Consider the following 22,463-nt stretch of genomic DNA (forward strand, 5'->3'; position numbering starts at 1 on the left):
TGGAGGGATTAAGATGAGCGAAGTAAAGAAAGCAACCAGAGATGGATTCGGAGAAGAGATCGTTGCTCTGGGAAAACAAAATAAAGACATTTATGTGGTGGATATCGATATAGGAAAATCCTGTAAGACAGGCAAATTCCGGGAGGAACTCCCAAAACAGTACTTCAATGTAGGAATTGCAGAGCAGAACGGAGCCGGCGTGGCGGCAGGCATGGCAACCTGCGGCAAAATCCCCTTTGTGGTTACCTATGCAGTCTTCGGTTCCCTGAGAATGTGCGAGATGATTCGCCAGGAGATCTGTTATCCCAAACTGAATGTAAAGATTGCATGCTCTCACGGGGGAGTGACCCCTGCCAATGACGGAGCCAGTCACCAGAGCATAGAGGATATGGGCGTACTGCGCACTATCCCCAATATGACTGTAATCATGCCGGCTGATTATTACGCAGCAAAGAAGCTGGTAAAAAAAGCGGCAGAGATGGACGGTCCATGTTATCTGAGATTTACCAGGGATGCGGTTCCCGTAATATATGACGAGAATACGGAATTTGAAATCGGAAAAGCCAATCTGATAAAAGACGGTACAGATGTTGCGATCATTGCAAATGGAGATACGGTGAACATTGCTGTAAAAGCAGCAAATGAACTGGAGACAAAGGGAATTAAAGCAAAGGTATTAGATATGCATACCATTAAGCCTCTGGATACTGAAGCAGTAATGGACTGTGTGGAAAACATAGGCAGGATTATCACGGTAGAAGACCATAATATTATGAACGGACTTGGAAGCGCAGTGTGCGAGGTTGCTTCAGAGGCCGGAAAAGGCATAGTGAAGCGTGTAGGTATTCAGGATCAGTTTGGACAGTCCGCTCCCTACGAGAGATTGCTGGAGATGAACGGAATTACGGCAGAAAATATCGTTGCTATTGCAGAGAGACTCACAAAATAATAGGTTTTAACATCCTACATATTATATAGGATAGAAAGGAAGCGTACGAAATGTTAGATTTTAACGGACAGGTAGTAATTGTTACAGGAAGTGGTTCACCCAAAGGAATCGGTAAGACCATTGCTCTCACCTTTGCCGGGCAGGGAGCAACGGTAGTAGTTGCCGACATGAACAGCGAGGGGGTTAAAGGATCTGTTGCAGACATAGAGGCAGCAGGAGGAAAGGCTTTTGGAATTACAGTAGACATCACATCCCCGGAATCAGTTCAGTCTATGGTTGACACGGTAATGGATAGATTTGGCAGGATTGATGTATTAGTAAATAATGCAGGCATCTCCCAGAAGGTTACCGTAGAGGATATGACACTGGAAGATATGAAGCGAATCTTTAACGTCAATATGTTCGGGCTGTTCTTGTGTACCCAGGCATGTATGAAGCCTATGCGGGCGGCAAAATACGGGAGAATTGTAAATCTTTCTTCCGTATCCGGAAAAAGAGGCGGAGGAGTATTCGGAGGCGCCCACTATTCTGCATCCAAAGCGGCAGTACTCGCATTCTCTAAGAATCTGTCTAGAGAAATATCAGCAGAAGGGATAACCATTAACAGTGTGTGTCCCGGATTAATCAATACAGAAATCTGGAAGTCTCTTCCTCAGGAAGCGGCAGATAAGATTATCAGTGATATCCCTATGGGGCGGCCAGGAGAAACCCAGGAAGTAGCCAATGCCATTGTCTTCCTGGCATCTAAGGAAGCGTCCTATATTACAGGAGAAGAAATAGATATCAATGGTGGTTCCCATATGGATTAATTTCTCCTAAAGGAAGAAGGGGGTGTGTACTTTTTAGCAAAGGTACATACCCCCTTCTTGATCTGCCCTAATTCCTTCTGATAAATAATTGACAAATTCAATGGATTGCTTTAAAGTAATATGTATATTATAGGATGTAGCCACATAAATCGGAAATGGAGAGTTCTAATTATGGTAGAACGGGCAAGTTATTTAAAAAGACTGAACAGCGAATCCGTGGTGCAGAGGGTTATTAACTGTCTCACCGATGCAATGCTGACAAAACAATTAAAGCCAGGAGACAAGATTCCCACAGAGATGGAGCTGTCAGAGTCATTGGGCGTGGGACGCAATTCCATACGTGAGGCAATTAAAATCCTGGTATATCTGGGGGTGCTGGAGATACGCAGAGCAGAGGGAACCTTTGTCTGCGAGGGATTTTCTGAGAGCATGATTGACCCAATGGTTTATGGAATTATCCTGGATAAGACAGACGACTACGATAACCTTATGGAGCTCAGAGAGTTAATCGAGGTAGGGGTAGTCCACCTGGCAATGCAGAAATACCAGGAGAAAGAACTGAAGGATCTTGAGAACCACTTATTTGTTCTCAAAGAAGAAATTCAAAAGGGACTGGGAAATATAGATGCTATCTTTGAAGCAGATAATCAATTCCATGATGCCGTATCTGCAATGGGATACAATCCCCTGGTCGATAAGATTAATAAGGTGGTAAGGGTATTGACCCATGGAGTGCGCCTGGATACGGTAACAAGGATGGTTAAAACCGGAAGGGGCATGGAGCTGTATGAAGCCCATGAGAAGATTTACTGTATGCTGCTGAACCGGGATGAGAACAATATTAACGAACTAATAAAAGGAACGTATTTTCAAGAGTAGCAGAGCCAATGTTTGGTATATCAATAGATCTATGGATCGCTGTAAAATGAAAGCTTTTCAGCGGTCCATTTTGTTATATATTTAACAATAAATGGATATGGAATATTTTTTTCTGCGGACACCCCCGCAGCTCTGCTGTGCGGTCTTCCGCTTACAATTGGTATAAATTCTGAAAAAATCACGAAAAGTATTTGCTGTGGACAATTAGATTTGTGTGATATATACTAAAAATACAAAATATCTATCTGTGAAAAATGAAAAAATTGATCCAGGATAAAGTGCCGGGTCAATATGAAATAATTAGATATTACGCGAAAAGAGGCGAAACTATGGGAAAAAGATATTTATCTCCAATAAATACAAAATCAATGGTGCAGATTGTAATAGACCGGATTTCAGGAGCCATTATAGATGGAGAATTGAGACCGGGGGATAAGATTCCAACAGAGCCGGAGCTTAGTGCCATGTTTAATGTGGGGAGAAATACAGTGAGAGAGGCCATTCGGATCCTTGTGGCATATGGGGTGCTGGAGATACGCCGGGCGGAAGGAACCTTTGTATGTGACGGCTTTTCTCCCCAGATTATAAATCCGGCAATCTACCAGATTATTCTGCAGAAGGAGAACAGCTATGACGAGCTGATCGATCTCCGGAAGATTATTGAAAACGGTGTTATGCAGCTGTTAATGGAAAAGAAAGTATCACAAGAGACCTGGGATAAAATCGGCCGTAAATGCGATCTCCTGGTGAGGGAACTGGAAAAAGAGACACCTGATATTGCCAGAGTTGCCGATGCGGATATTGATTTCCATGAGGAGATAGCAAAGGCCACGAATAACTCTCTGGTTTTAGTGGTGCATGATGTTATTGTGCAGCTGACGAGGGAGTCAAGGTATCATACCATAGAGCGGGTAATTGCCAAAGGAGATAAACAGTATCTGATTTACACCCACAAAAATCTGGTGGAGAAACTCCAGGGAGAAGATATCAATGCCCTGTATGCAGCAATTAATGACAGCTATTTTTATTGGAAAGATATATATCGCTGATACAGATACCGGGAGAGGGTCTGAAGCAGCCTGTAAGTGCAGGTGCTTCAGACCCTTTTATGGTACGAGGCAGTGTCTGTGGGAAGACTTGGCGGAGAAGGGATGAAACGACGAAAGATGGGCAGGAGAGTAAGAAGAAAAACAAAATATTAACCAAAAAACCGTAGGAAAAATAGTGCAAAGTGTAAAATGTGAATAAATGCATTGACATTCCCAGTTACAGATGCTATATTTACGTCATAACATCCCATGTTAGGATGAAAGGATGGAAATAGAAAAATGTAAAGGAGAAGCGTATGAAAAAAAGAGTAGTTTGTTCAATTTTATGTGCAGTCATGGCAATTGGTTTGATGTCTGGGTGCGGAAGCAGTTCTGGTGGTTCCGGGGAAACTAATGCATCAGCCGGGGGCAGCAGTGCAGAAGCTGCGGAGGGGGATTTTGATTCTGTCAGCCTGAAATTGAGCTGCAACGGAACAGATACTGCCAATGACACAAAAGCAGCAAAATTGTTTGCGGAGAAAGTGAATCAGAAATCCGGTGGGAAGATAACGGTAACCGTATATCCAAATGATCAGCTGGCAGGAGGGAATATGTCAAAGGGGCTGGAGATGCTGTGCGACGGAACCGTGGATCTGGATGTACACTCTACCAGCATTATCTCTAATCTGGACAACAGTCTCATGGTGAGTACGCTGCCCTGGCTGTTCCCGGACTATCAGGCCGCAGAGGATGCCTTTTACGGTGCAGGGGGAGAGTATATTGATTCCGTGCTGCAGAAAAAGGGAGTATACTATCTTGGCGCTGTACACAATGGGTTCAAAGCAATAACCAACAGCAAGCACCCGATAGAAAAACCTGAGGATTTGAAAGGGCTCAAAATTCGTATCCCCGGGGGAGACTTTTTTAGTGCGTTCTATGAAGCTTTCGGGGCATCTCCCCAGGCTATGTCATGGTCCGAGGTATTTACCGCGCTCCAGCAGGGCACGATTGACGGACATGACAATTCTCTGAGTACCATTAATTCAGCAAATGTACAGGAGGTCCAGAAATATATATCTATATCGAAGCATACCTATGAGGCATTTACATTCATGGCTAATGCCAAAAAATTTGACACGCTAAGCCAGGATACGCAGGCTCTGATCCGGGAATGTGTAGAGGAGGCTACAAAGGAGATGAACAAGCAGATTGCAGAAGAAGAAGCTCAGCTGGAGAAAAAGTTCGAGGAAGAAAACGGATGTGAGATTTATACATTTACAGAAGACGATATTACTGCGTTCAAGGAAGTGGTGCAGCCCCTGGTGGATGAGTATAAGGGGATATATGGTTCAGAAGCCTGTACTGCCTTCGGCGTGGAATAGACCGGCGGACATAGGGGCAAAAAAGGCTGACAATTACGTGACGTGCCTTGCACTGGCTGAAAAGGAGTAGTAAATATGAAAAAATTCATAGGAGAACTTGAAGATAATTTTTGCTCGGCGATTTTGCTGATCATGACTTTATTAACTTGCATTAATGTATTTGCCAGATACATATTTCACAGTTCCATGCCATTTGTAGAGGAACTGACCTCATTAGGATTAGTGATTATCAGTTTAACCGGTGCCGCAGTAGCTGCAAAAAGGGGGGCGCATCTGGGGTTAACGGTTTTGACAGATTTGCTCTCAAAGGAAAAACAGAAGTGGTTCACCTTGCTTGGACATTTGCTGGGGGCTGTATTTGGGGGTGTAATGCTCTTTTACGGAGTGCTGATGGCCTACCAGGAGTATACCCTGAAACAGACAACGGCAGGGATGCAGTGGCCGGAGTGGCTGTTCGGCATGTTTATCCCTATCAGCGGAGGAGTTTTGCTGATCCGCTATGTTCAGCTGTTTATACAGGTTTATAAGAGAAAGGAGAACAAAGAATAATGGTGGCTTTGATCTTATTTGGATCCTTTTTTGTACTGCTTCTGCTGAATGTTCCCATAGGGCTTTCCCTGGGTGTTTCAAGTATTCTGACGCTTCTTTATGAGAACCTGCCGGTTTCTATGGTATCCAGCAATTTATATTCCTCAACCAGTAAGTTTGTACTGCTGGCCATACCGTTTTTTATATTAGGCGGAAATATTATGGAAAAGAGCGGGATCTCCCAGAGGCTTATCGACTTCTGCAGAACTCTGGTAGGGCACAAAAAGAGCGGGATGGCTATGGTTTGTGTTATTGTGGCATGCTTCTTTGCTGCCATCTCAGGTTCCGGGCCGGCTACGGTTGCGGCTCTGGGGATGATTATTATCCCCGCAATGACAAGGGTTGGATACAATAAAGCCAGCTCTACCGCCTTGATGTCAACAGCAGGGGCTATTGGGATTATCATCCCGCCCTCCATTACATTTGTCATCTATGGCTCTATTACAGGCAACTCCGTAGGATCACTCTTTGCGTCAGGCATTGTTCCCGGCATCTTAATGGGGGTTATGCTTGTAATTGCCATGGTGTGGGTGAGCAGGAAAGAAGAGCTGAAACTGCTGCCCAAGGCAACAGGCAAAGAAAAGTGGGCGGCATTTAAAGATGCCTTTTGGGGACTACTTATGCCGGTTATTATTCTGGGGGGCATATACGGAGGGATTTTTACCCCCACAGAAGCTGCTGCGGTGTCCGCTGTCTACGGATTAATCGTGGGATTGTTTATCTATAAGTCTATCACGTTTAAAGACATTAAAAGACTTTTGGCTGACTCGGTATCACAGACAGCAGTTGTCATGTTTATTGTAGGAACTGCCAGTTTGTTCGCATGGGTTCTCACGGTTACAGGGCTTGCCGCTTCAGCTAGCAACATGCTGATTCAGGTAAGCGGAGGAAATAAATATATTTTCCTGCTGATCATCAATGTGATTCTGTTAATAGCCGGATGTTTCATAGACGCCAACTCAGCATCGTATATTTTAGTGCCTATTCTTTATCCCGTTGCCATTTCACTTGGCATCGACGGTGTACATCTGGGGTGTATCATGGTAATGAATATGGCGATAGGATTGATTACCCCTCCGGTTGGGGTAAACCTTTACGTGGGATGCGGTATTGCCAATGTTTCCCTCAAGGAGATTTCAAAAGCAGTACTGCCTTTTGTAGCCGCATCCATCATAGCGCTGCTTTTGACCACATATATTCCGGTACTGTCTATGTTTTTGCCAAAACTGCTTGGCTAACTCAGGTATATGTTAGAAACTCCAATGCAAGCTGGATAGCCCAGACTTGCATTGGAAGAAGTAAATTTTTTTTGACTTTAAACATCCCATGTTATGATGTTTAAATAATAGATAACGAGGTGAAATGTATGAAAAATATGAGTGTAGAAGCATTAAAAGAGCAGGCAAAGGAACTGCGCAAGACAGCGCTGGCTATGATTTATGAAGCACAGTCAGGCCATCCGGGTGGAGCGTTTTCTGCGGCAGACCTTATAACTGCTTTATACTACAGAGAAATGAAGCTTGATCCCCAAACCCCCAATTGGGCTGACAGAGATCGGTTTATACTGTCCAAAGGGCATGCATGCCCCATTCAGTATGCTGCGTTAGGGAGTCTTGGATATTTTGACAGAGAGGTTTTCCACACACTTCGGAAGGAAGGATCCATTCTGCAGGGGCACCCGGATATGAAAAAGTGTCCGGGCATTGATATCTCTACCGGTTCTCTGGGACAGGGGCTGTCCTGCGGCGTGGGTATGGCTCTGGCCGGTAAGAGAGATAACAAAGACTACCGGGTATTTGTAATGGTCGGGGACGGGGAACTGGATGAAGGCCAGGTATGGGAGGCGGTTATGGCCGGCAACGCGTGGAAGCTGGATAACCTAACCGTTATGATCGACAACAACAGCCTGCAGCTGGACGGAACCTGCGACCAGGTGATTCCCCATCTGGATCTGACGAAAAAGTTTGAGGCCTTTGGGTATGAGACCTACGAGATTGACGGAAACAATATGCAGGAGATAGTGGATACCCTGGATAAAATCAGGGAATCTAAAACAGGAAGACCCAAATGTATAAATGCGCATACCGTTAAGGGAAAAGGAGTGTCTTATATGGAAAATCAGTTGGGATGGCACGGAATGGCACCTAATGAGGAACAGTATAAAATTGCGGTGGATGAGCTGGAAAGGGGATTTTAAATATGGAGACAAAGAAAATTGCAACCCGGGATGGATTCGGAGAGGCTATAGCAGAGCTGGGAAAAGAGAACAAGGATATCTATGTGGTGGACATTGATATCGGAAAGTCCTGTAAGACAGGAGAGTTTGCAAAAAAGTTCCCCAGGCAGCATGTAAATGTGGGGATAGCCGAGCAGAATGGCGCCGGTGTTGCTGCAGGTCTTGCTACCACTGGAAAAATCCCCTTTGTGGTAACTTATGCAGTATTTGGCAGCCTGCGTATGGGGGAGCAGGTGCGCCAGGAGATTTGTTATCCGAATCTGAATGTGAAGGTTGCCTGTTCCCACGGAGGACTGACCCCGGCTAATGACGGAGCCAGCCACCAGAGCATTGAGGATATGGGGGTCTACCGTACCATACCCAATATGAAGGTGATCATGCCGGCTGATTACTATGCCGCCAAAGCACTGGTCAGGGAAGCAGCCAATACTTATGGCCCTATGTACCTGCGCTTTACCAGGGATGCAGTCCCTGTTATATACAGCGAGGATACAAAGTTTGAGATTGGGAAAGCTGTTCAGCTCTCTGAGGGAAAGGATATTGCTATCATTGCCAATGGGGACACGGTTTGTATTGCATTGAAGGCAAAGGATATTCTGGAAGAGAGGGGGCTGTCTGCAAGGGTGTTGGATATGCATACAATCAAGCCTCTGGATACTAACGCGGTTATGAGCTGCATAAAAGATATTGGCAGAATCATAACGGTAGAAGATCATAATATTTTAAATGGACTTGGAAGCGCTGTCTGTGAGACAGCCGCAGAAGCCGGGGGAGCCAGAGTAAAACGGGTAGGCGTACAGGACAGGTTTGGGATGTCCGCCCCCTATGAACGCCTTTTGGAGATGAACGGAATAACGGCAGAACACATTGCAGATTTGGCAATGGAAGAATGGTAGAAAGGAAATTTCAGGTATGAGGGCAGGATTCATAGAAAAGCCGGGAGCAGCTTATTTTAAAGAGGTAGAGGAACCTCAAATCGTAAATGCTACAGATGTTAAGATTCAGGTGAAGGCAGCGGGAATCTGCGGTTCAGAGGTCCATGCGTTTCATGGCAGACACCCTTTTCGTATCCCTCCGGTGGTATCCGGACATGAATTTGCCGGTATCATTGCAGAAGTGGGGAAAGGCGTGACAAAATATAAGCCCGGAGATCGGGTGACGGCAGAACCTCAGTATGGCTGCGGAGAGTGCCCAGCCTGCAGAGCGGGCAGATACAATATTTGCAGGGACAAAAAGGTATTGGGGTCCAATGGATGGAGCGGCTCCTTCGGAGAATTTGTTGTGGTTCCTGAGAAGACAATTGTGCCGCTGAAAAAGGAGGTCAGCTTTGAGCAGGGCGCATTGATTGAACCTATAGCGGTTGGCATGCATGCGGTAAGGCAGAACCGCATCTCTATCAGTGACACTGTGCTGATCATAGGGGCAGGGACAATTGGGCTGGGCATACTGTTAAGCGTGAAAGCCTGCAATCCCAGATGTATGATAATGACAGATGTGGTGGATTTTAATCTGGAGGCAGCGGGCAAGATGGGCTGCACCCATACAATCAACAGCACAAAGGAGAACCTGGAAGAAAAAATAATGGAGATTACAGAGGGTAAGGGAGTTGACATAACATTTCTGGCCTTTGGCAACGGGCCGGTGGTGGAGCAGGCTGCAAAACTTACAAAGAGAGGCGGAGTGATCTCAGAGATAGCACTTATGCAAAATAGTGAGAGAGCGCCCTATGAACTTATCCAGAGCAAAGAGATTTCCCTGATAGGGTCAAATATGTATACCTACGAGGATTACATGGTAGTGGTAGACTGCATGGCAAAGGGATTCATAGATACCAGCCAGTTTATCACACAGAGATATCCCATAGAAAAGATGCAGGAGGCTATGGATATGGCCGACAAAAGACCTGAGCCGGTGATTAAAGTTATGCTGGAGTTTTAACTGATGGAGACGAAAGGATACCCTCATGACAGGGTATCTTTTTGTCTGCGAAATTATAAAAAGTGTTATTGACAACTGAAGATAACCGTGATATATTAAGCATATAGATTAATCGTTTAACTAAGTAATTAGTATTAAAATAATAAATATTAACGAATAATATATAAAAGTTGCACAATTAAATCTATTTTTTTTATTTTATTAGTTAAACGATTAACTAACGAGGGAGGGAAGCTGTTATGAATATGAAGGAGATTGCCGAGAAGGCGGGTGTATCCGTGGCAACGGTATCCTATGTTCTGAATGGTACAGGTAATGTGAGCCAGAAAAAGCGGGAAGAAATTATGCAGATCGTCGGAGAGGAGGGGTATGTTCCCAACAGAATAGCAAAAAGCCTGAGAACAAAGAAGAGTAATACAATTGGCATCATGGTGGAGGATATCACAGCATTTCAGACTCCCAGAATTATTAATGGAATTAATGAGTATGCAGAGAGGCATGGATATACTGTTATCCTAAATGACATGGGGCTGCTGAAGCGTGTGGGAAAAGATTTTGAGTCAATCAGCCGGTATAAGGAGATAATAGAAAAAGGCTTTCAGATTTTTGAACGGGCCCAGGTGGACGGAATTATTTATGTGGCCCTCCATGACCGAGACGTGTCACAGCTTTTGAAACCGGTAGGGGTTCCTTTTGTCCTTGCCTATTGTTATGACACCGGCAAAAAAAATTATTACGTGACTTATGACAATAAGAATATAACAAAAAAAGCAGTTCAGCACTTAATCGCCAATAATCATACAGATATCGGATTAATCTGCGGGGAGGAATCGTCAAAACCAGCGCACCAGCGGTACGAGGGATTCCGGGAGGCCATGGAAGAGAATCATCTTACCATCAACAATGACTTCATTTTCCCCGGGGATTGGGAATTTGAATCCGGGAGGCTGGCTTATGAGAGGTATAAAAAACTGATGAGCAAACCAACCGCGATTTTTGCTATGAACGATTTGATGGCAGTAGGGTTTATAGACGCCGCTCTGGATGATGGGGTAAGAATTCCGGAAGATGTATCTATCATTGGATTCGATAATCAGGAGGTATGCAGGTTTACCCGCCCCAGGCTGACAACGGTGGATCTGCCTCTGGAAGCCATGGGAGATGAGGCTGGCCGGCTGCTTCTGAGTCTGATCCGCAAGGAGAAGGTTAAGGAGAAAAAGGTAGTTCTGGACTGCCGGTTTGTGGAGAAAAAGTCTGTAGCTAAAAGGTAAATAATAAACATATGTAAGCAGGAGGTATTTTATGAAAAGGAAACTGATGTGTCTGGTAATGGGAATGACAATGGCGTCCATGCTGTTTTCCGGGTGCGGGGATAAGCAGGAATCTGACGGGGGAACAGCCAAAGAACAGGCAAAAGAAGAGGGAACAGACAGTAAAGGTGAGAAGGGGACCAAGCTTGTCATAGGTGCGGAAGCCGGGGCTCCCAACATTGCTTTCTATCAGGAGCATGCAAAGGAATTCACCGAAGAAACGGGGATCGAGATAGAGTGGGTGGAGATACCTCATGATAATATGCATGAGCGTTTTGTTCAGGAAGCTATATCCGGCAGCGGGGCAATTGACATCTACGATACGGATCAGCCCTGGATATCAGAATTTGCATCCAAAGGCTATCTGGAACCTCTGGGAGACAAGCTCACTGAGGAGGATAAGAGTGACTTTTATCAGGCGGCTTTAGACGCATCCTCCTATGAAGGGGAGATTTATTCCATACCGTTTTTTGTCCATACGCCGATTGTGTATTACAGAACCGATTTATTTGAGGAAGCAGGCATTACAGAATTCCCTAAGACGTGGGAGGAGTATGCGGAAGCTGCAAAGAAGCTTACAAAGGATGATGTGTATGGAACCATCATTGAGGCAAAACAGGCAGGTGAGCCTGTGACTCATCTGGTAGACTGGTTCTATCAGGGAGGGGGCTCTATTATTGACAAGGACAATAATGTTACTGTAAATTCCCCGGAAAATATAGAAACTTTTAATTTCCTTCTGAAAATGATGTATGAGGATAAGAGCGTTATGCCGGGTTCCCTGGGCTATGATAATGCAGATGTGCACAATATGTTTATGCAGGGGAAAGTGGCTATGGTGAAAAACTGGCCGTATATGTACGCTATGGCAAAGGATCCGGAGCAGTCAGCAGTATCAGATAAATTTGCAGTGGCAGTTCAGCCTGCAGGAAAAGAGCAGGCCACAGCGGCATGGACCTGGGGATTCGGAATATCAAACAGCTCTAAAAATAAAGAGGCAGCGTGGGAGTTCATACAGTGGGCGACATCTCCCGAACAGTTGGCAGCATTGGGAATAGCAAATACTAATCCGGTGCCCAGAAACTCCTCTCTTGAGATTGTGAAAGGTGATACCTCTCTGACAGACTTTGACAAGGAAAGTATCCAGGTAATGTCAGAGGCTTTGAATTATGCGTCCAATGCAACGGAAAATCCTAATTTTCCAACCGTGCAGAATGAGCTTTCCTATACACTTTCCAATATTATGTCTCAGCAGGTCAGTGTGGAAGAGGGACTGAAAGAGGCGGAGAAAACCATCAAAGAAGCAGTTGAGTAAAACTATATGCCCACACATATAACCCCTATGTGTGGGCATTACTTTTAGAAGAGGTGAGTAGAATGAGGGCAGTATCAGCCAGAGAAAAACGGCGGAGGTTAGCGGGGTACTCGCTGATTGCTCCTGCGGTTCTTATATTAATCATTACGTTTGCAGTACCTTTGCTTTATTCTTTTATAATCAGTATCTCGGATTCTAATGCTATTGTTGCCAATAAGTTTGAACTGGTAGGGCTGAAGAATTACATATCGGTTCTTCAAAACTCCAAATTCCAGTCGGCTTTATTTCACACCTGCTTTTTTGTGATAACAACCATTTTACTGGAATTTATCATTGGATTTATTGTGGCCCTGCTGCTGTACCGGGAGACGGCCGGATCTAAGTTTTTTAAATTGATTTTTGCAGTTCCCCTGATGGTTGCCCCTGTTGTATCCGGGCTCCAGTGGAGATGGCTGTTTGCAGACCAGTATGGGATTATTAACCACCTGCTGTCAAAAATCGGCATTGAGGCACCTTTGTGGTTTACCACGGCTCAGACCTCCTGGGTAACCATTATCGTAGCTAATCTGTGGCTTGCGGCGCCTTTTGTTATCCTGGTGCTTCTGGCAGGCCTGGGCGGGCTTTCTGAGGAAATGAACGAGGCGGCGGAGATCGACGGAGCCAATAAATGGCAGGTTTTCCGCAGCATTATACTGCCTCAGCTGAAGCCTACCATTTTAATTATTTTGGTAATCCGCCTCACCGATGCCTTCCGTATCTATGACTTAATCTACATTTTAACCGGGGGAGGCCCGGGGGGAAAGACGGAGGTGCTGAGCACTTACATCTATAAACGGATTTTTACAGACTGGGACTTTGGAAGGGGATCTGCGGCCTCTTTTATTGTCATGGTAATTATCTGTCTTCTCAGCCTTCTGTGCAGTAAGCTGATGAGCGAAAAGGAGGAGTAGGGATGAAAAAGAGAAAAATCATAAACGGGACAGTGATTCTTCTTCTGTCAGTCTGTGCCATTGTTACCATATTTCCTATTCTGTGGATTCTAATCACCTCACTGAAGACGGATGTGCAGATGTTTGCCATTCCCCCGGATCTTCTGCCCAGGCCGGCCACTCTGAAACATTACCAGGAGGTTATTGTAGAAGGGAATTTTCTCAGATATCTTTGCAACAGTATCGTGGTTGCACTGGTAAGCTGCGGCATTTCTATGGCGGTGGGGATACCCGCTGCCTACGGATTCGCAAAGTTCTCCAGCCGCAGTATAAAACCGGTCTTCGGGGCTGTGACTGCCGTGCGTATGGTGCCCCAGGTGGCAATGGTAATACCATTCTTTATGATTATGAGGAATCTGAAGCTGAGCGATACCGTGGCAGGTCTTATCCTTACCTATATTCCATTTGAGCTGACCCTGATTATCTGGATGCTGAAAAATTTTTTCGCACAGATACCTAAGGAGGTAGAAGAGGCGGCTGAGCTGGACGGGCTGGGCGTCTGGGGAACGCTGATTAAGGTAGCGGTGCCTCTGTCCAAATCATCCATAGGGGTAGCAGGACTTATGGCATTTCTGTTTTCCTGGAATGAATTCATGTTTGCCCTGTCTCTTACATCAACAGCCAGGGCCCAGACATTAACCATAGGGATTGCGGGATATGTTACTTCCTTCCAGACATTCTGGGGAGCCATGTCTGCAACGGGAATACTGTTTATGATTCCGGCATTTATACTGACAATAATTTTCCAGAAGGATTTAGTAAAAGGTCTGACTGCAGGAGCAGTGAAAGGATAGAGGTATGCGAGTAAAAATAAATGAAAAAAGAACAGAGATAAGAGATGCAGAAGAAATGGTTGTGGGAGCTGTAACCAATCCGGTGATTTTTGAACTTTGGGACGGATCTCAGGAAAATTCTGTGATCCGAACGGAAGCCTCTTACCAGGAGGTGAAGTATGGGGCAGATGAGGTGACAGCATCTGCAGTCCTGGAAAACGAAGGGGCAGGAAGGATTGCGCTTACGGATCGGTACAGCCAGGACAATTACGGCATTCTGTTGGAACGGACGGTAAAGATTCAGAAAGCAGGCGGCAAAAAGGGGATCCGGCTTTTGCTGGAAATGGAGCTGTTTCCGGAGGAGGAGACAGGATTCGCAGAACTCAGATACTTTGCACCGCCGGCTATCTTTGATAAGAACGATCTGGATGAAGACGGGTATGAAGATTATTTTCATACACAGAAAACTATATTTCGGGATGACAGATTTAATTATCCTGTTTTTATGGCATATTCAGAGAAACATAAGAAGGCTGTCCGTCTGGAGCGTGCGCCCCTTCCCGCCTTTGACTCTAATCCGGACCGGGGCAGCCAGGGCAGAGATGCATTATTTTTGCAGAAGACGGACATAGGAAGCATGGGAGCAGACGGGGAGGGAGAGGGAAATGTGAAGCTTGCCGCCTGCTACCCCTTCTATGAGGGGGATGCCACCATCGGCCTTTACATTGTTAAGACAGTTCCCTTCGGTGCGTTCTGGCCGCTGGAGGAGGGAGAAAGCTTTCACGTTTCTTACCGTCTGAGCAGCTGCAGCCACAAGGATTTTCATGATGCATGCTGGTACAGCGTGAAGTCGGTCATTGACAGAGAAAAACCTGAACCAAAAGCATTGCTGGAGTCTCCGGAAGAAATTGTCCGATACCGCCTGGAGGCGCTGGATAAGTACTATGTTGAGAAAACGCACGCAGAGGATGAAAATGAGCCGGCGGGCTATGTACTGAACTGCCATCCCCAGGAGGGACGGCAGCTGGAAAACATTATTCAGTATGGATTTACCGGACAAAATATTTTGAATGCATGGAATGTACTCCGCTATGGGTACCAGACGGAGAATCCCGAATATATCAGAAAAGCGAGGAAGGTGGCAGACTTTTTTGCTGATAAAATTCATATCAGGGAATCCGGACTGTTTTACAACCTATATAATATTGATATGAAAAAAGTAAATTTCTGGTGGACCGGCTTACTTCTTCCCCTGGCGTATGCCGAGGGAGAGGAACTGGAGGAGCTGATGGGGCCTCTGTATGACTACCGCAGAGAGGTCATAGATACTCTGGTAAACCTGAAAGGTGCGTACCTCAGATGTATGAATGAGGACGTGACAGCGCTTCTTCGGCTGTATCGTCTGGAGAAGGAGCACGGTATTCTTCATGAAAACTGGCTGGAAGCCATCCAAAACTATGGGGAATTTCTTCTTACCGCACAGGAGGAAGACGGCGGCTGGTACCGGGCCTATGATCTGCAGGGAAATCCCATCACGCACCCGGAACTGTGGTTTGGAAAGAGTATCTGCGAAAAACGGTCTTCTACCGGGACCTCCATTTCATTTTTAGTGGAGATGTACCAGATGACAGGTGAGGAAAAATATCTGGCGGCGGCAGAAAAAGCAGGGGCTTTTGTAAAAGAATATATCATAGACAAGGTGAGATTCAACGGGGGCGTACATGACAGTATCTATGCAAAGGGGCAGCTGATTGACAATGAAAGTATTCTATATCCCATGTTCGGCATGCTTTCTCTGTATGAGGCTACTAAAAAGGAAGTGTATCTGGAAGGAGCAGTGAGAGCAGCTCATTATACTGCATCCTGGGTATGCCTGTGGAATGTGCCTTTGCCGGAGGACAGCACGCTCAGAAAATATGGGTTCAACAGTATAGGAATGGGAGCCTGCGATACCTGCGGCTGCGGATATGTCCACCCGTTCCAGCTCATGTGTGTGGCCGAGATTGCGCAGATTGCTGTCTATGCACAAGATTCGGAGCTTTTTGAGACAGCCCGGCTCTATTGGCTGGGGTGCAGCCAGACCGTAGCTCTTCCGGAAAATGACTGGGGCTATGCAGAATATGGGCTTCAGGAAGAGGGATATCTGGTGAGCTGGTGGGCGGTAGATGATCCTATGTTCAGCGGTGACAAAGGCTTTGGCCACAGATGGAAAGGAGAGGGCAATAAGACTTGCTTCCCATGGATCAATGCTGTGGGAGTTAAGGCCTATTGGGCTCTGCTGGATCGCTTCGGAACTACTGACTTTGAACAGATACGAAATAAACATTTCCGCTAGGAGAACAAAAATGAGACTGGAGACAATTAATCTTACAGATATAAAGATAGAAGACCGGTTCTGGTCAAAGCATATTCATTTAGTAAAGGACGTTATTCTTCCCTATCAGTGGGATATTATGAATGATAAGGTGCCCGGGGCAGAGTCCAGCCGCTGTCTGGAGAATTTTAAGATAGCGGCTGGACGGAGGCAGGGAGAATTCTACGGAGCTGTTTTTCAGGACACCGATATAGCAAAATGGATGGAGGCAGTGGGATATTCCCTGTCTTCCGGGAGGAACCAGGAGCTTGAGGCATTGGCCGACGGTGTGGTGGATCTTCTGGCAGAGGCACAGCAGCCGGATGGATATATGGATACTTACTTTATTATCAGAGAGCCGGACAAAAAGTGGAAGGATCTGTGCGAGGGGCATGAACTGTATACTGCAGGCCATATGATGGAAGCTGCCGTGGCTTACTACAACGCCACAGGAAAAAGAAAGTTCCTCGACTGTGTTCTGAAACTGGGAGATCTTATCTGTGAAACCTTCGGTCCCGGGGAGGGACAGAACCACGGATATCCCGGACACCAGGAGGTGGAAATCGGCCTGATAAAGCTGTATGAGGCTACAGGGAATCGAAAGTATCTGGACATGGCAAAATATTTTTTGGATATCCGCGGGTTAGGAGAGAACTACTTTCTGAAGGAGCAGAAGTCACCGGACTACCTGCATATTTTCCCTGAATTCGAGGACTATGATCCCAGGTATTCACAGTCCCACAAGCCGGTAAGAGAGCAGGATACTGCGGAGGGACACGCGGTGCGGGCGGTTTACATGTATTGTGCCATGGCAGATGTGGCCAGTGCTTACGGGGATGAGGCAATGCTGGAGGCCTGCAGGCGGCTGTGGGAGAATATAACGGAAAAGAGAATGTATATCACAGGGGGAATCGGCTCCTCTGGAATTCTGGAACGGTTTACCACAGACTATGATCTCCCCAACGATTATAATTATTCGGAGACCTGTGCCTCCATAGGCATGGCACTGTTCAGTCTGCGGATGGCTAATATTACCCGGGAGAGCAAATATGCGGATGTGGTAGAGCTGGAGCTGTATAATAATATCCTGGCCGGGGTCGCCCTGGACGGCAAACGTTTCTTTTATGTAAACCCACTGGAGGTGATTCCCGGGAACTGTATCCCCAGAACGTCCCGGGAGCATGTAAAGGAGCAGCGGCAAAAGTGGTTCGGGGTGGCCTGCTGTCCCCCAAACATTGCCAGGACCCTGGCCTCGCTGGGACAGTACATCTATGGAACAGATAAAGATCAGATTTATATGCATCTTTTTATATCCGGCCAGACCTGTTTTCGCATGGGAAATTCTACTGTCAGCTTAGAAGTGGAGTCAGAGCTTCCCTGGCGGGGAGAGGTCAGCACCAGCCTGACGGGGGTACCGGAATCGGGGATCTGCATCAACTTCAGGATTCCCGCCTATGCCCGGGACTATACAATATGCTCCGGGGGAAGGCAGATACCGTATGAGAACTGCAGGGGATATGCGAGCGTCCGTGTAACAGAGGATACCAAGCTTCAGATTCGCTTCTCCATAGAGCCTGTGTTTGTCCGGGCGGATGTCAAGGTGAGTTCTGACGTGGGAAAGGTAGCTGTAATGCGGGGGCCTTTGGTCTACTGCCTGGAAGAGAAAGACAATGGAAATAATCTTGCGGCACTCTTTGCAGATACGGAAAAAGGACTTTGGGAGGAACCGTCGGATGAGTTTGGAGGCATAATCGCCGTCAGATTTCAGGGGAAAAAGATGGTGAGTAGCTCCAGACATCTGTATGAAACTTATGAGCCGCAGTATGAGACCCGGGAAATACGGGCAATTCCCTATGCTTACTGGAACAATAGAGGTGTGGGTGAGATGGCTGTCTGGGTAAAAGCCATTATAAAGTAAATGAATAAAACAGGCTGCTGTAAAATGAAATTTGTTTTACAGCAGCCTGTTTTGTCACTTTTTTATTGTCGTTATCAGAATATGTGATAAAATAGAAAAGAATGTAGAATCATAGAAAATAGAAATGTGGAGGTTGGAAAATGGAACGTAGAAAAGTGATTCAGGTGGAAGAGAAGGTGCCTTTTAAGATGCTGGTGCCATTGAGTATCCAGCATATGTTTGCCATGTTCGGGGCATCTGTCTTAGTGCCCTTTATCTTTCAGATTAATCCTGCGATTGTACTTCTCATGAATGGTGTGGGAACCCTGCTGTTTATCCTTATCACGAAGGGCAAAGCGCCTGCCTATCTGGGCTCGAGTTTTGCCTTTTTGGCTCCCGCAGGTATTGTAATATCCAAGTTCGGTTATCCGTATGCCCTGGGCGGCTTTGTTGCTGTGGGTGTCTGCGGCTGTATTCTGGCATTTATCATCTATAAGTTTGGTACGGAGTGGATCGATGTAGTCCTTCCTCCTGCTGCTATGGGACCCGTGGTAGCCCTCATCGGTCTGGAGCTTTCCGCAACGGCAGCCAGCAATGCAGGGCTTCTGGAGGAAACAGTGGAACCTAAGAATGTAATTGTATTTATTGTCACTCTGGGCACTGCGGTATTGGGATCTGTACTTTTCAAAAAGTTTCTTTCTGTGATTCCTATTTTGATTGCTATTCTGGTAGGGTATGCGGCGGCACTCCTGTGCGGAATTGTGGATTTTGCGGAGGTAGCGGCCGCACCCTGGTTTGCACTGCCGAACTTTGTGATGCCGAAGTTCAATATCAGTGCTATTCTGATTATTCTTCCGGTGCTTCTGGTGACGGCCTCTGAGCATGTGGGGCATCAGATTGTCACCAGTAAGATTGTGGGCAGAGAGCTTCTGAAAGATCCCGGCCTCCACCGTTCTTTATTTGCAGATTATTTTTCTACTGCCTTGTCCGGAATGATTGGGTCTGTGCCCACTACCACATACGGGGAAAACATTGGTGTAATGGCAGTGACCAAGGTATACAGCGTATATGTCATCGGCGGTGCCGCGGTTTTGTCCATCGCTGCCTCCCTGTTTGGAAAGCTTTCCATGCTCATCAGCACCATACCGGGGCCGGTAATCGGCGGAATTTCCTTTCTGCTCTACGGCATGATCGGAGCTTCGGGAATTCGCATTCTGGTGGACTCCAGGGTAGACTACGGCAGCTCCAGGAATCTGACCCTTACGTCCGTCATATTTGTGACCGGATTATCAGGGATTGCCTTAAAAATGGGCAATATTGAGCTGACAGGCATGGTTCTTGCCTGCGTGGTGGGCATGCTGCTAAGTCTGCTTTTCTATGTATTTGATAAATTACACTTGACGAATGATCAGGAGGAAGAAGGAGAGGCATGATTCATATTGCCGGAAAGCTAAGTGAGAAAAGAAAGGAAAGGGGAATCACCCAGGAGGAGCTGGCCTCATTTATGGGGGTATCCAAAGCGTCGGTGTCAAAGTGGGAGACCGGACAGAGCTATCCGGATATTGCGATCCTCCCCCAGCTGGCCGCATATTTTAACATCAGTATTGACGAGCTTATGGGTTACGAACCCCAGCTGGAGAAAGAGGAGATCCGCAGACTGTACAGCCGCCTGGCGGCCGCATTTTCCCAGAGACCTTTTGGTGAGGTATATGAGGAGTGCCATGAAATGATACGCAAGTATTATTCCTGCTTTCCTCTGCTTCTTAACATGGCGAATCTTTTATTAAACCATTATGCCCTGGCTCCTGATCCGGAGACCGGAAAGGAAATTCTGGAGGAGATTATAAGACTGAGCATCCGTGTAAAAGAAGGCAGCAGGGATATTTTTCTCATACGTCAGGCCAATGTTTTGGAGGCAACAGGCTATCTGGAGATGGGAGAGCCTAAAAGGGCATTGGCTCTTCTGCAGGATACCGTAATGCCTATACTGGGAGAAGAAATCCTCCTTTCCTGTGCATATGAGCAGACCGGCCAGAGAGATAAGGCAGTAGAGACTCTCCAGATAGACATGTACCAGAAGGTGATAGGCCTGATAGGTGACGCACAGAAGTATCTTATGCTTCATATGCATGAGAAAGAGGCTTTTCGGGAAACGGTACAGCGGATGACTGCCGTGTCGGACTGCTTCCGTCTGGACCAGCTGCACCCTATGTCTATGGGGAACCTCTACTATGTTGCGGCTCTTGGATTTCTGTCGCAGAAGAGCAGAGAAGAGGCTTTGGATATGCTGGAGCGGTTTGCTGAGGTATGGATACAGACAGAGCTTCCGGTAAAGCTTCACGGGGATGAGTACTTTGATAAGCTGGGCGGATGGTTCAAAGAATTTGACCTGGGGGATCAGGCGCCTTTAAACGATAATGTGATTAAAAAGAGTCTTCTGGAGGCCCTGTCCCCTGCATCTGGAGTAGGGGAGCTGGCAGGGGACCCCAGATTCGAGCTGCTAGTGAGAAGAATGAAAAATAAGCTGAATTAAGGGGATGGAAGGATGAGAAGCTATACAAAAGAGGAATTGGAAAAAATTTTAAAGGAAAGAAAGCAGGGACAGGTCCTGGAACTTAGAGAGAGCAGCTTTGAAGATATGGATCTGTCGGGATGGGACCTGGGAAACATAGATTTTGGATGGAGCAATTTCAAGAATGTACGGCTGGACGGAGCAATTTTTCGGAATGCGGATCTTTCCAATACTTATTTTCCGGGCTGTTCTCTCAGAAGGGTGGATTTTACAGGAGCGGATCTTGCGGGCACTACTATGAGATTCTGTGATCTGTCGTATTCCTGCATCTGCGGAGCTAATTTATTCTCCGGAGTATTTGAGGGGGCTGTCCTTACAGGACTGGAAGCAGATGAGAACACCAGGTTTTACCAGATGCCCTGCCCCGAGTCCGGCGCCTTTGTAGCTTATAAAAAATGCTTTGACTTCAGAATCGTGCAGCTTTTGGTTCCTGCAGATGCCAGGCGGTGTTCTGCCACGAACCGGGCCTGCAGATGTGATAAGGCTAAGGTGCTGTCCATTAAAAGTGTGGATGAGACCCAGTCATTTCCGGAAGCCAGATCTTATGTAGATGAGAATTTTGTCTACCGGGTGGGGGAGGTTTCCCGGGTGGAAGACTTTAACCCTGACCGCTGGGTGGAGTCTACCACAGGGATTCACTTCTGGATGACCAGAGAAGAAGCAGTCAATTACTAGCAGGAGAGAGGGAAGAGATGAAGAAAGTCAGAAGAGAGGGTACCGTCCGTGTGGAGGATGCGGAGATTTATTTTCGTGTAGTGGGAGAGGGGAGGCCGGTGGTTCTCCTGCACGGAAATGGGGAAGACCATACTGCCTTCCGGGCCCAGATTCAGAGGTTTTGCGAAGAATATCAGCTGGTTCTGATAGACAGCAGAGGGCATGGAAAATCGTCTCTGGGCTGCCGGAGCCTTACCTTTCCCCTGATGGCCAATGATATTCTTCAGGTACTGAATTATCTGGAGATAGAAGCTCCGGTGATTCTGGGCTTCAGCGATGGGGCAAACCTGGCCCTGCAGTATGCTGTCTTGTATCCCGGGCGGCTGAGTGCACTGATAGCAGTCAGCGGAAACTGGATCCCCAGGGGAATGAAATTCTGGTTTTACCAGGGGGTAAAATGGATGCATCTCTGGTGGAGCCTGGCCGCTCATTTTCACTGGAAAGCCCGCAGTAAAAAAGAGCTGTACGGCCTGATGGCCTTTCATCCGAAGCTGACAGAGGAGGAACTTAAGGGTATACCGGTTCCTGCCCTGGTCATTGCGGCTGACAAAGATATGATTCGGGAGTCTCACACAAGAAAGCTGGCAGAACTTCTGCCGGATGCCAGGCTGAAAATTATTAAAAATGCAAATCATATGTCCATATACGGAAGACCCGAAGCCTACAACGTTGTGATTCACAGATTTTTGCGAGAGCTGGAAAAAAAAGACGACGCTTTTTGAGCATCGTCT

20 protein-coding genes are annotated in these 22,463 nt (G+C 46.6%); all 20 read left to right on the forward strand.

All coding sequences use genetic code 11. From position 1 onward, the window contains the following. The first annotated feature begins 13 nt into the window (after positions 1–13). The 20 genes from ACGHCT_RS02670 to ACGHCT_RS02765 all read left to right on the forward strand — a co-directional run bounded on the left by ACGHCT_RS02670 (position 14) and on the right by ACGHCT_RS02765 (position 22,454). The gene (locus tag ACGHCT_RS02670) at positions 14–949 is read left to right on the forward strand and encodes a transketolase family protein (RefSeq protein ID WP_072850490.1); all 936 of its coding nucleotides are present in this window, start codon (positions 14–16) and stop codon (positions 947–949) included. A 50-nt stretch (positions 950–999) separates the two neighbouring features. Continuing rightward, positions 1,000–1,758, forward strand: a complete 759-nt coding sequence (locus ACGHCT_RS02675) for an SDR family NAD(P)-dependent oxidoreductase (protein ID WP_072850420.1) — start codon at positions 1,000–1,002, stop codon at positions 1,756–1,758. A 171-nt stretch (positions 1,759–1,929) separates the two neighbouring features. Next, the gene (locus ACGHCT_RS02680) at positions 1,930–2,637 is read left to right on the forward strand and encodes a FadR/GntR family transcriptional regulator (RefSeq protein WP_072850422.1); all 708 of its coding nucleotides are present in this window, start codon (positions 1,930–1,932) and stop codon (positions 2,635–2,637) included. A gap of 329 nt (positions 2,638–2,966) precedes the next feature. Continuing rightward, complete coding sequence (locus ACGHCT_RS02685; RefSeq protein ID WP_072850424.1) at positions 2,967–3,686, forward strand: FadR/GntR family transcriptional regulator; 720 nt, start codon at positions 2,967–2,969, stop codon at positions 3,684–3,686. 296 nt (positions 3,687–3,982) lie between these two features. Next, positions 3,983–5,047, forward strand: coding sequence for a DctP family TRAP transporter solute-binding subunit (locus ACGHCT_RS02690; RefSeq protein WP_390438060.1), 1,065 nt, complete (start codon positions 3,983–3,985; stop codon positions 5,045–5,047). A gap of 75 nt (positions 5,048–5,122) precedes the next feature. Continuing rightward, the gene (locus ACGHCT_RS02695; RefSeq protein WP_072850429.1) at positions 5,123–5,596 is read left to right on the forward strand and encodes a TRAP transporter small permease; all 474 of its coding nucleotides are present in this window, start codon (positions 5,123–5,125) and stop codon (positions 5,594–5,596) included. Continuing rightward, entirely contained in the window at positions 5,596–6,873 is a 1,278-nt protein-coding gene (locus ACGHCT_RS02700) for a TRAP transporter large permease (RefSeq protein ID WP_390438062.1), read from the forward strand. The genes ACGHCT_RS02695 and ACGHCT_RS02700 overlap by 1 nt, the downstream gene beginning before the upstream one ends. Before the next feature lie 128 nt (positions 6,874–7,001). Beyond that, positions 7,002–7,832 (forward strand): transketolase, encoded by an 831-nt coding sequence (locus tag ACGHCT_RS02705; protein WP_390438064.1) that lies wholly within the window; start codon positions 7,002–7,004, stop codon positions 7,830–7,832. A 2-nt stretch (positions 7,833–7,834) separates the two neighbouring features. Next, a complete protein-coding gene (locus ACGHCT_RS02710) occupies positions 7,835–8,767 on the forward strand; it encodes a transketolase family protein (protein ID WP_072850435.1) in 933 nt (310 codons plus the stop codon). 16 nt (positions 8,768–8,783) lie between these two features. Continuing rightward, complete coding sequence (locus tag ACGHCT_RS02715; protein ID WP_390438066.1) at positions 8,784–9,809, forward strand: zinc-binding dehydrogenase; 1,026 nt, start codon at positions 8,784–8,786, stop codon at positions 9,807–9,809. A 239-nt stretch (positions 9,810–10,048) separates the two neighbouring features. Then, positions 10,049–11,080: a LacI family DNA-binding transcriptional regulator gene (locus ACGHCT_RS02720; protein WP_072850439.1), complete on the forward strand. Its 1,032-nt coding sequence runs from the start codon at positions 10,049–10,051 to the stop codon at positions 11,078–11,080. A 31-nt stretch (positions 11,081–11,111) separates the two neighbouring features. After that, positions 11,112–12,434, forward strand: coding sequence for a sugar ABC transporter substrate-binding protein (locus ACGHCT_RS02725; protein WP_072850441.1), 1,323 nt, complete (start codon positions 11,112–11,114; stop codon positions 12,432–12,434). A 62-nt stretch (positions 12,435–12,496) separates the two neighbouring features. Next, complete coding sequence (locus tag ACGHCT_RS02730) at positions 12,497–13,384, forward strand: carbohydrate ABC transporter permease (protein WP_390438068.1); 888 nt, start codon at positions 12,497–12,499, stop codon at positions 13,382–13,384. Positions 13,385–13,386: 2 nt separating this feature from the next. Beyond that, the gene (locus tag ACGHCT_RS02735) at positions 13,387–14,217 is read left to right on the forward strand and encodes a carbohydrate ABC transporter permease (RefSeq protein ID WP_072850445.1); all 831 of its coding nucleotides are present in this window, start codon (positions 13,387–13,389) and stop codon (positions 14,215–14,217) included. Positions 14,218–14,221: 4 nt separating this feature from the next. Next, positions 14,222–16,531: a hypothetical protein gene (locus ACGHCT_RS02740; protein ID WP_390438071.1), complete on the forward strand. Its 2,310-nt coding sequence runs from the start codon at positions 14,222–14,224 to the stop codon at positions 16,529–16,531. 10 nt (positions 16,532–16,541) lie between these two features. Beyond that, complete coding sequence (locus tag ACGHCT_RS02745; RefSeq protein WP_390438073.1) at positions 16,542–18,467, forward strand: glycoside hydrolase family 127 protein; 1,926 nt, start codon at positions 16,542–16,544, stop codon at positions 18,465–18,467. Positions 18,468–18,607: 140 nt separating this feature from the next. Further along, a complete protein-coding gene (uraA, locus tag ACGHCT_RS02750) occupies positions 18,608–19,879 on the forward strand; it encodes a uracil permease (protein ID WP_072850451.1) in 1,272 nt (423 codons plus the stop codon). Continuing rightward, entirely contained in the window at positions 19,876–20,979 is a 1,104-nt protein-coding gene (locus tag ACGHCT_RS02755) for a helix-turn-helix domain-containing protein (protein ID WP_390438075.1), read from the forward strand. The genes uraA and ACGHCT_RS02755 overlap by 4 nt, the downstream gene beginning before the upstream one ends. Before the next feature lie 12 nt (positions 20,980–20,991). Next, on the forward strand, positions 20,992–21,693 hold the full coding sequence (locus tag ACGHCT_RS02760; RefSeq protein ID WP_390438077.1) for a pentapeptide repeat-containing protein: 702 nt from the start codon (positions 20,992–20,994) through the stop codon (positions 21,691–21,693). A 17-nt stretch (positions 21,694–21,710) separates the two neighbouring features. Further along, complete coding sequence (locus ACGHCT_RS02765) at positions 21,711–22,454, forward strand: alpha/beta fold hydrolase (protein ID WP_390438079.1); 744 nt, start codon at positions 21,711–21,713, stop codon at positions 22,452–22,454. Positions 22,455–22,463: the final 9 nt, after the last annotated feature.

Origin of the sequence: Lactonifactor longoviformis, assembly GCF_042848515.1 — a bacterium.
Classification (GTDB): domain Bacteria; phylum Bacillota; class Clostridia; order Lachnospirales; family Lachnospiraceae; genus Lactonifactor; species Lactonifactor longoviformis.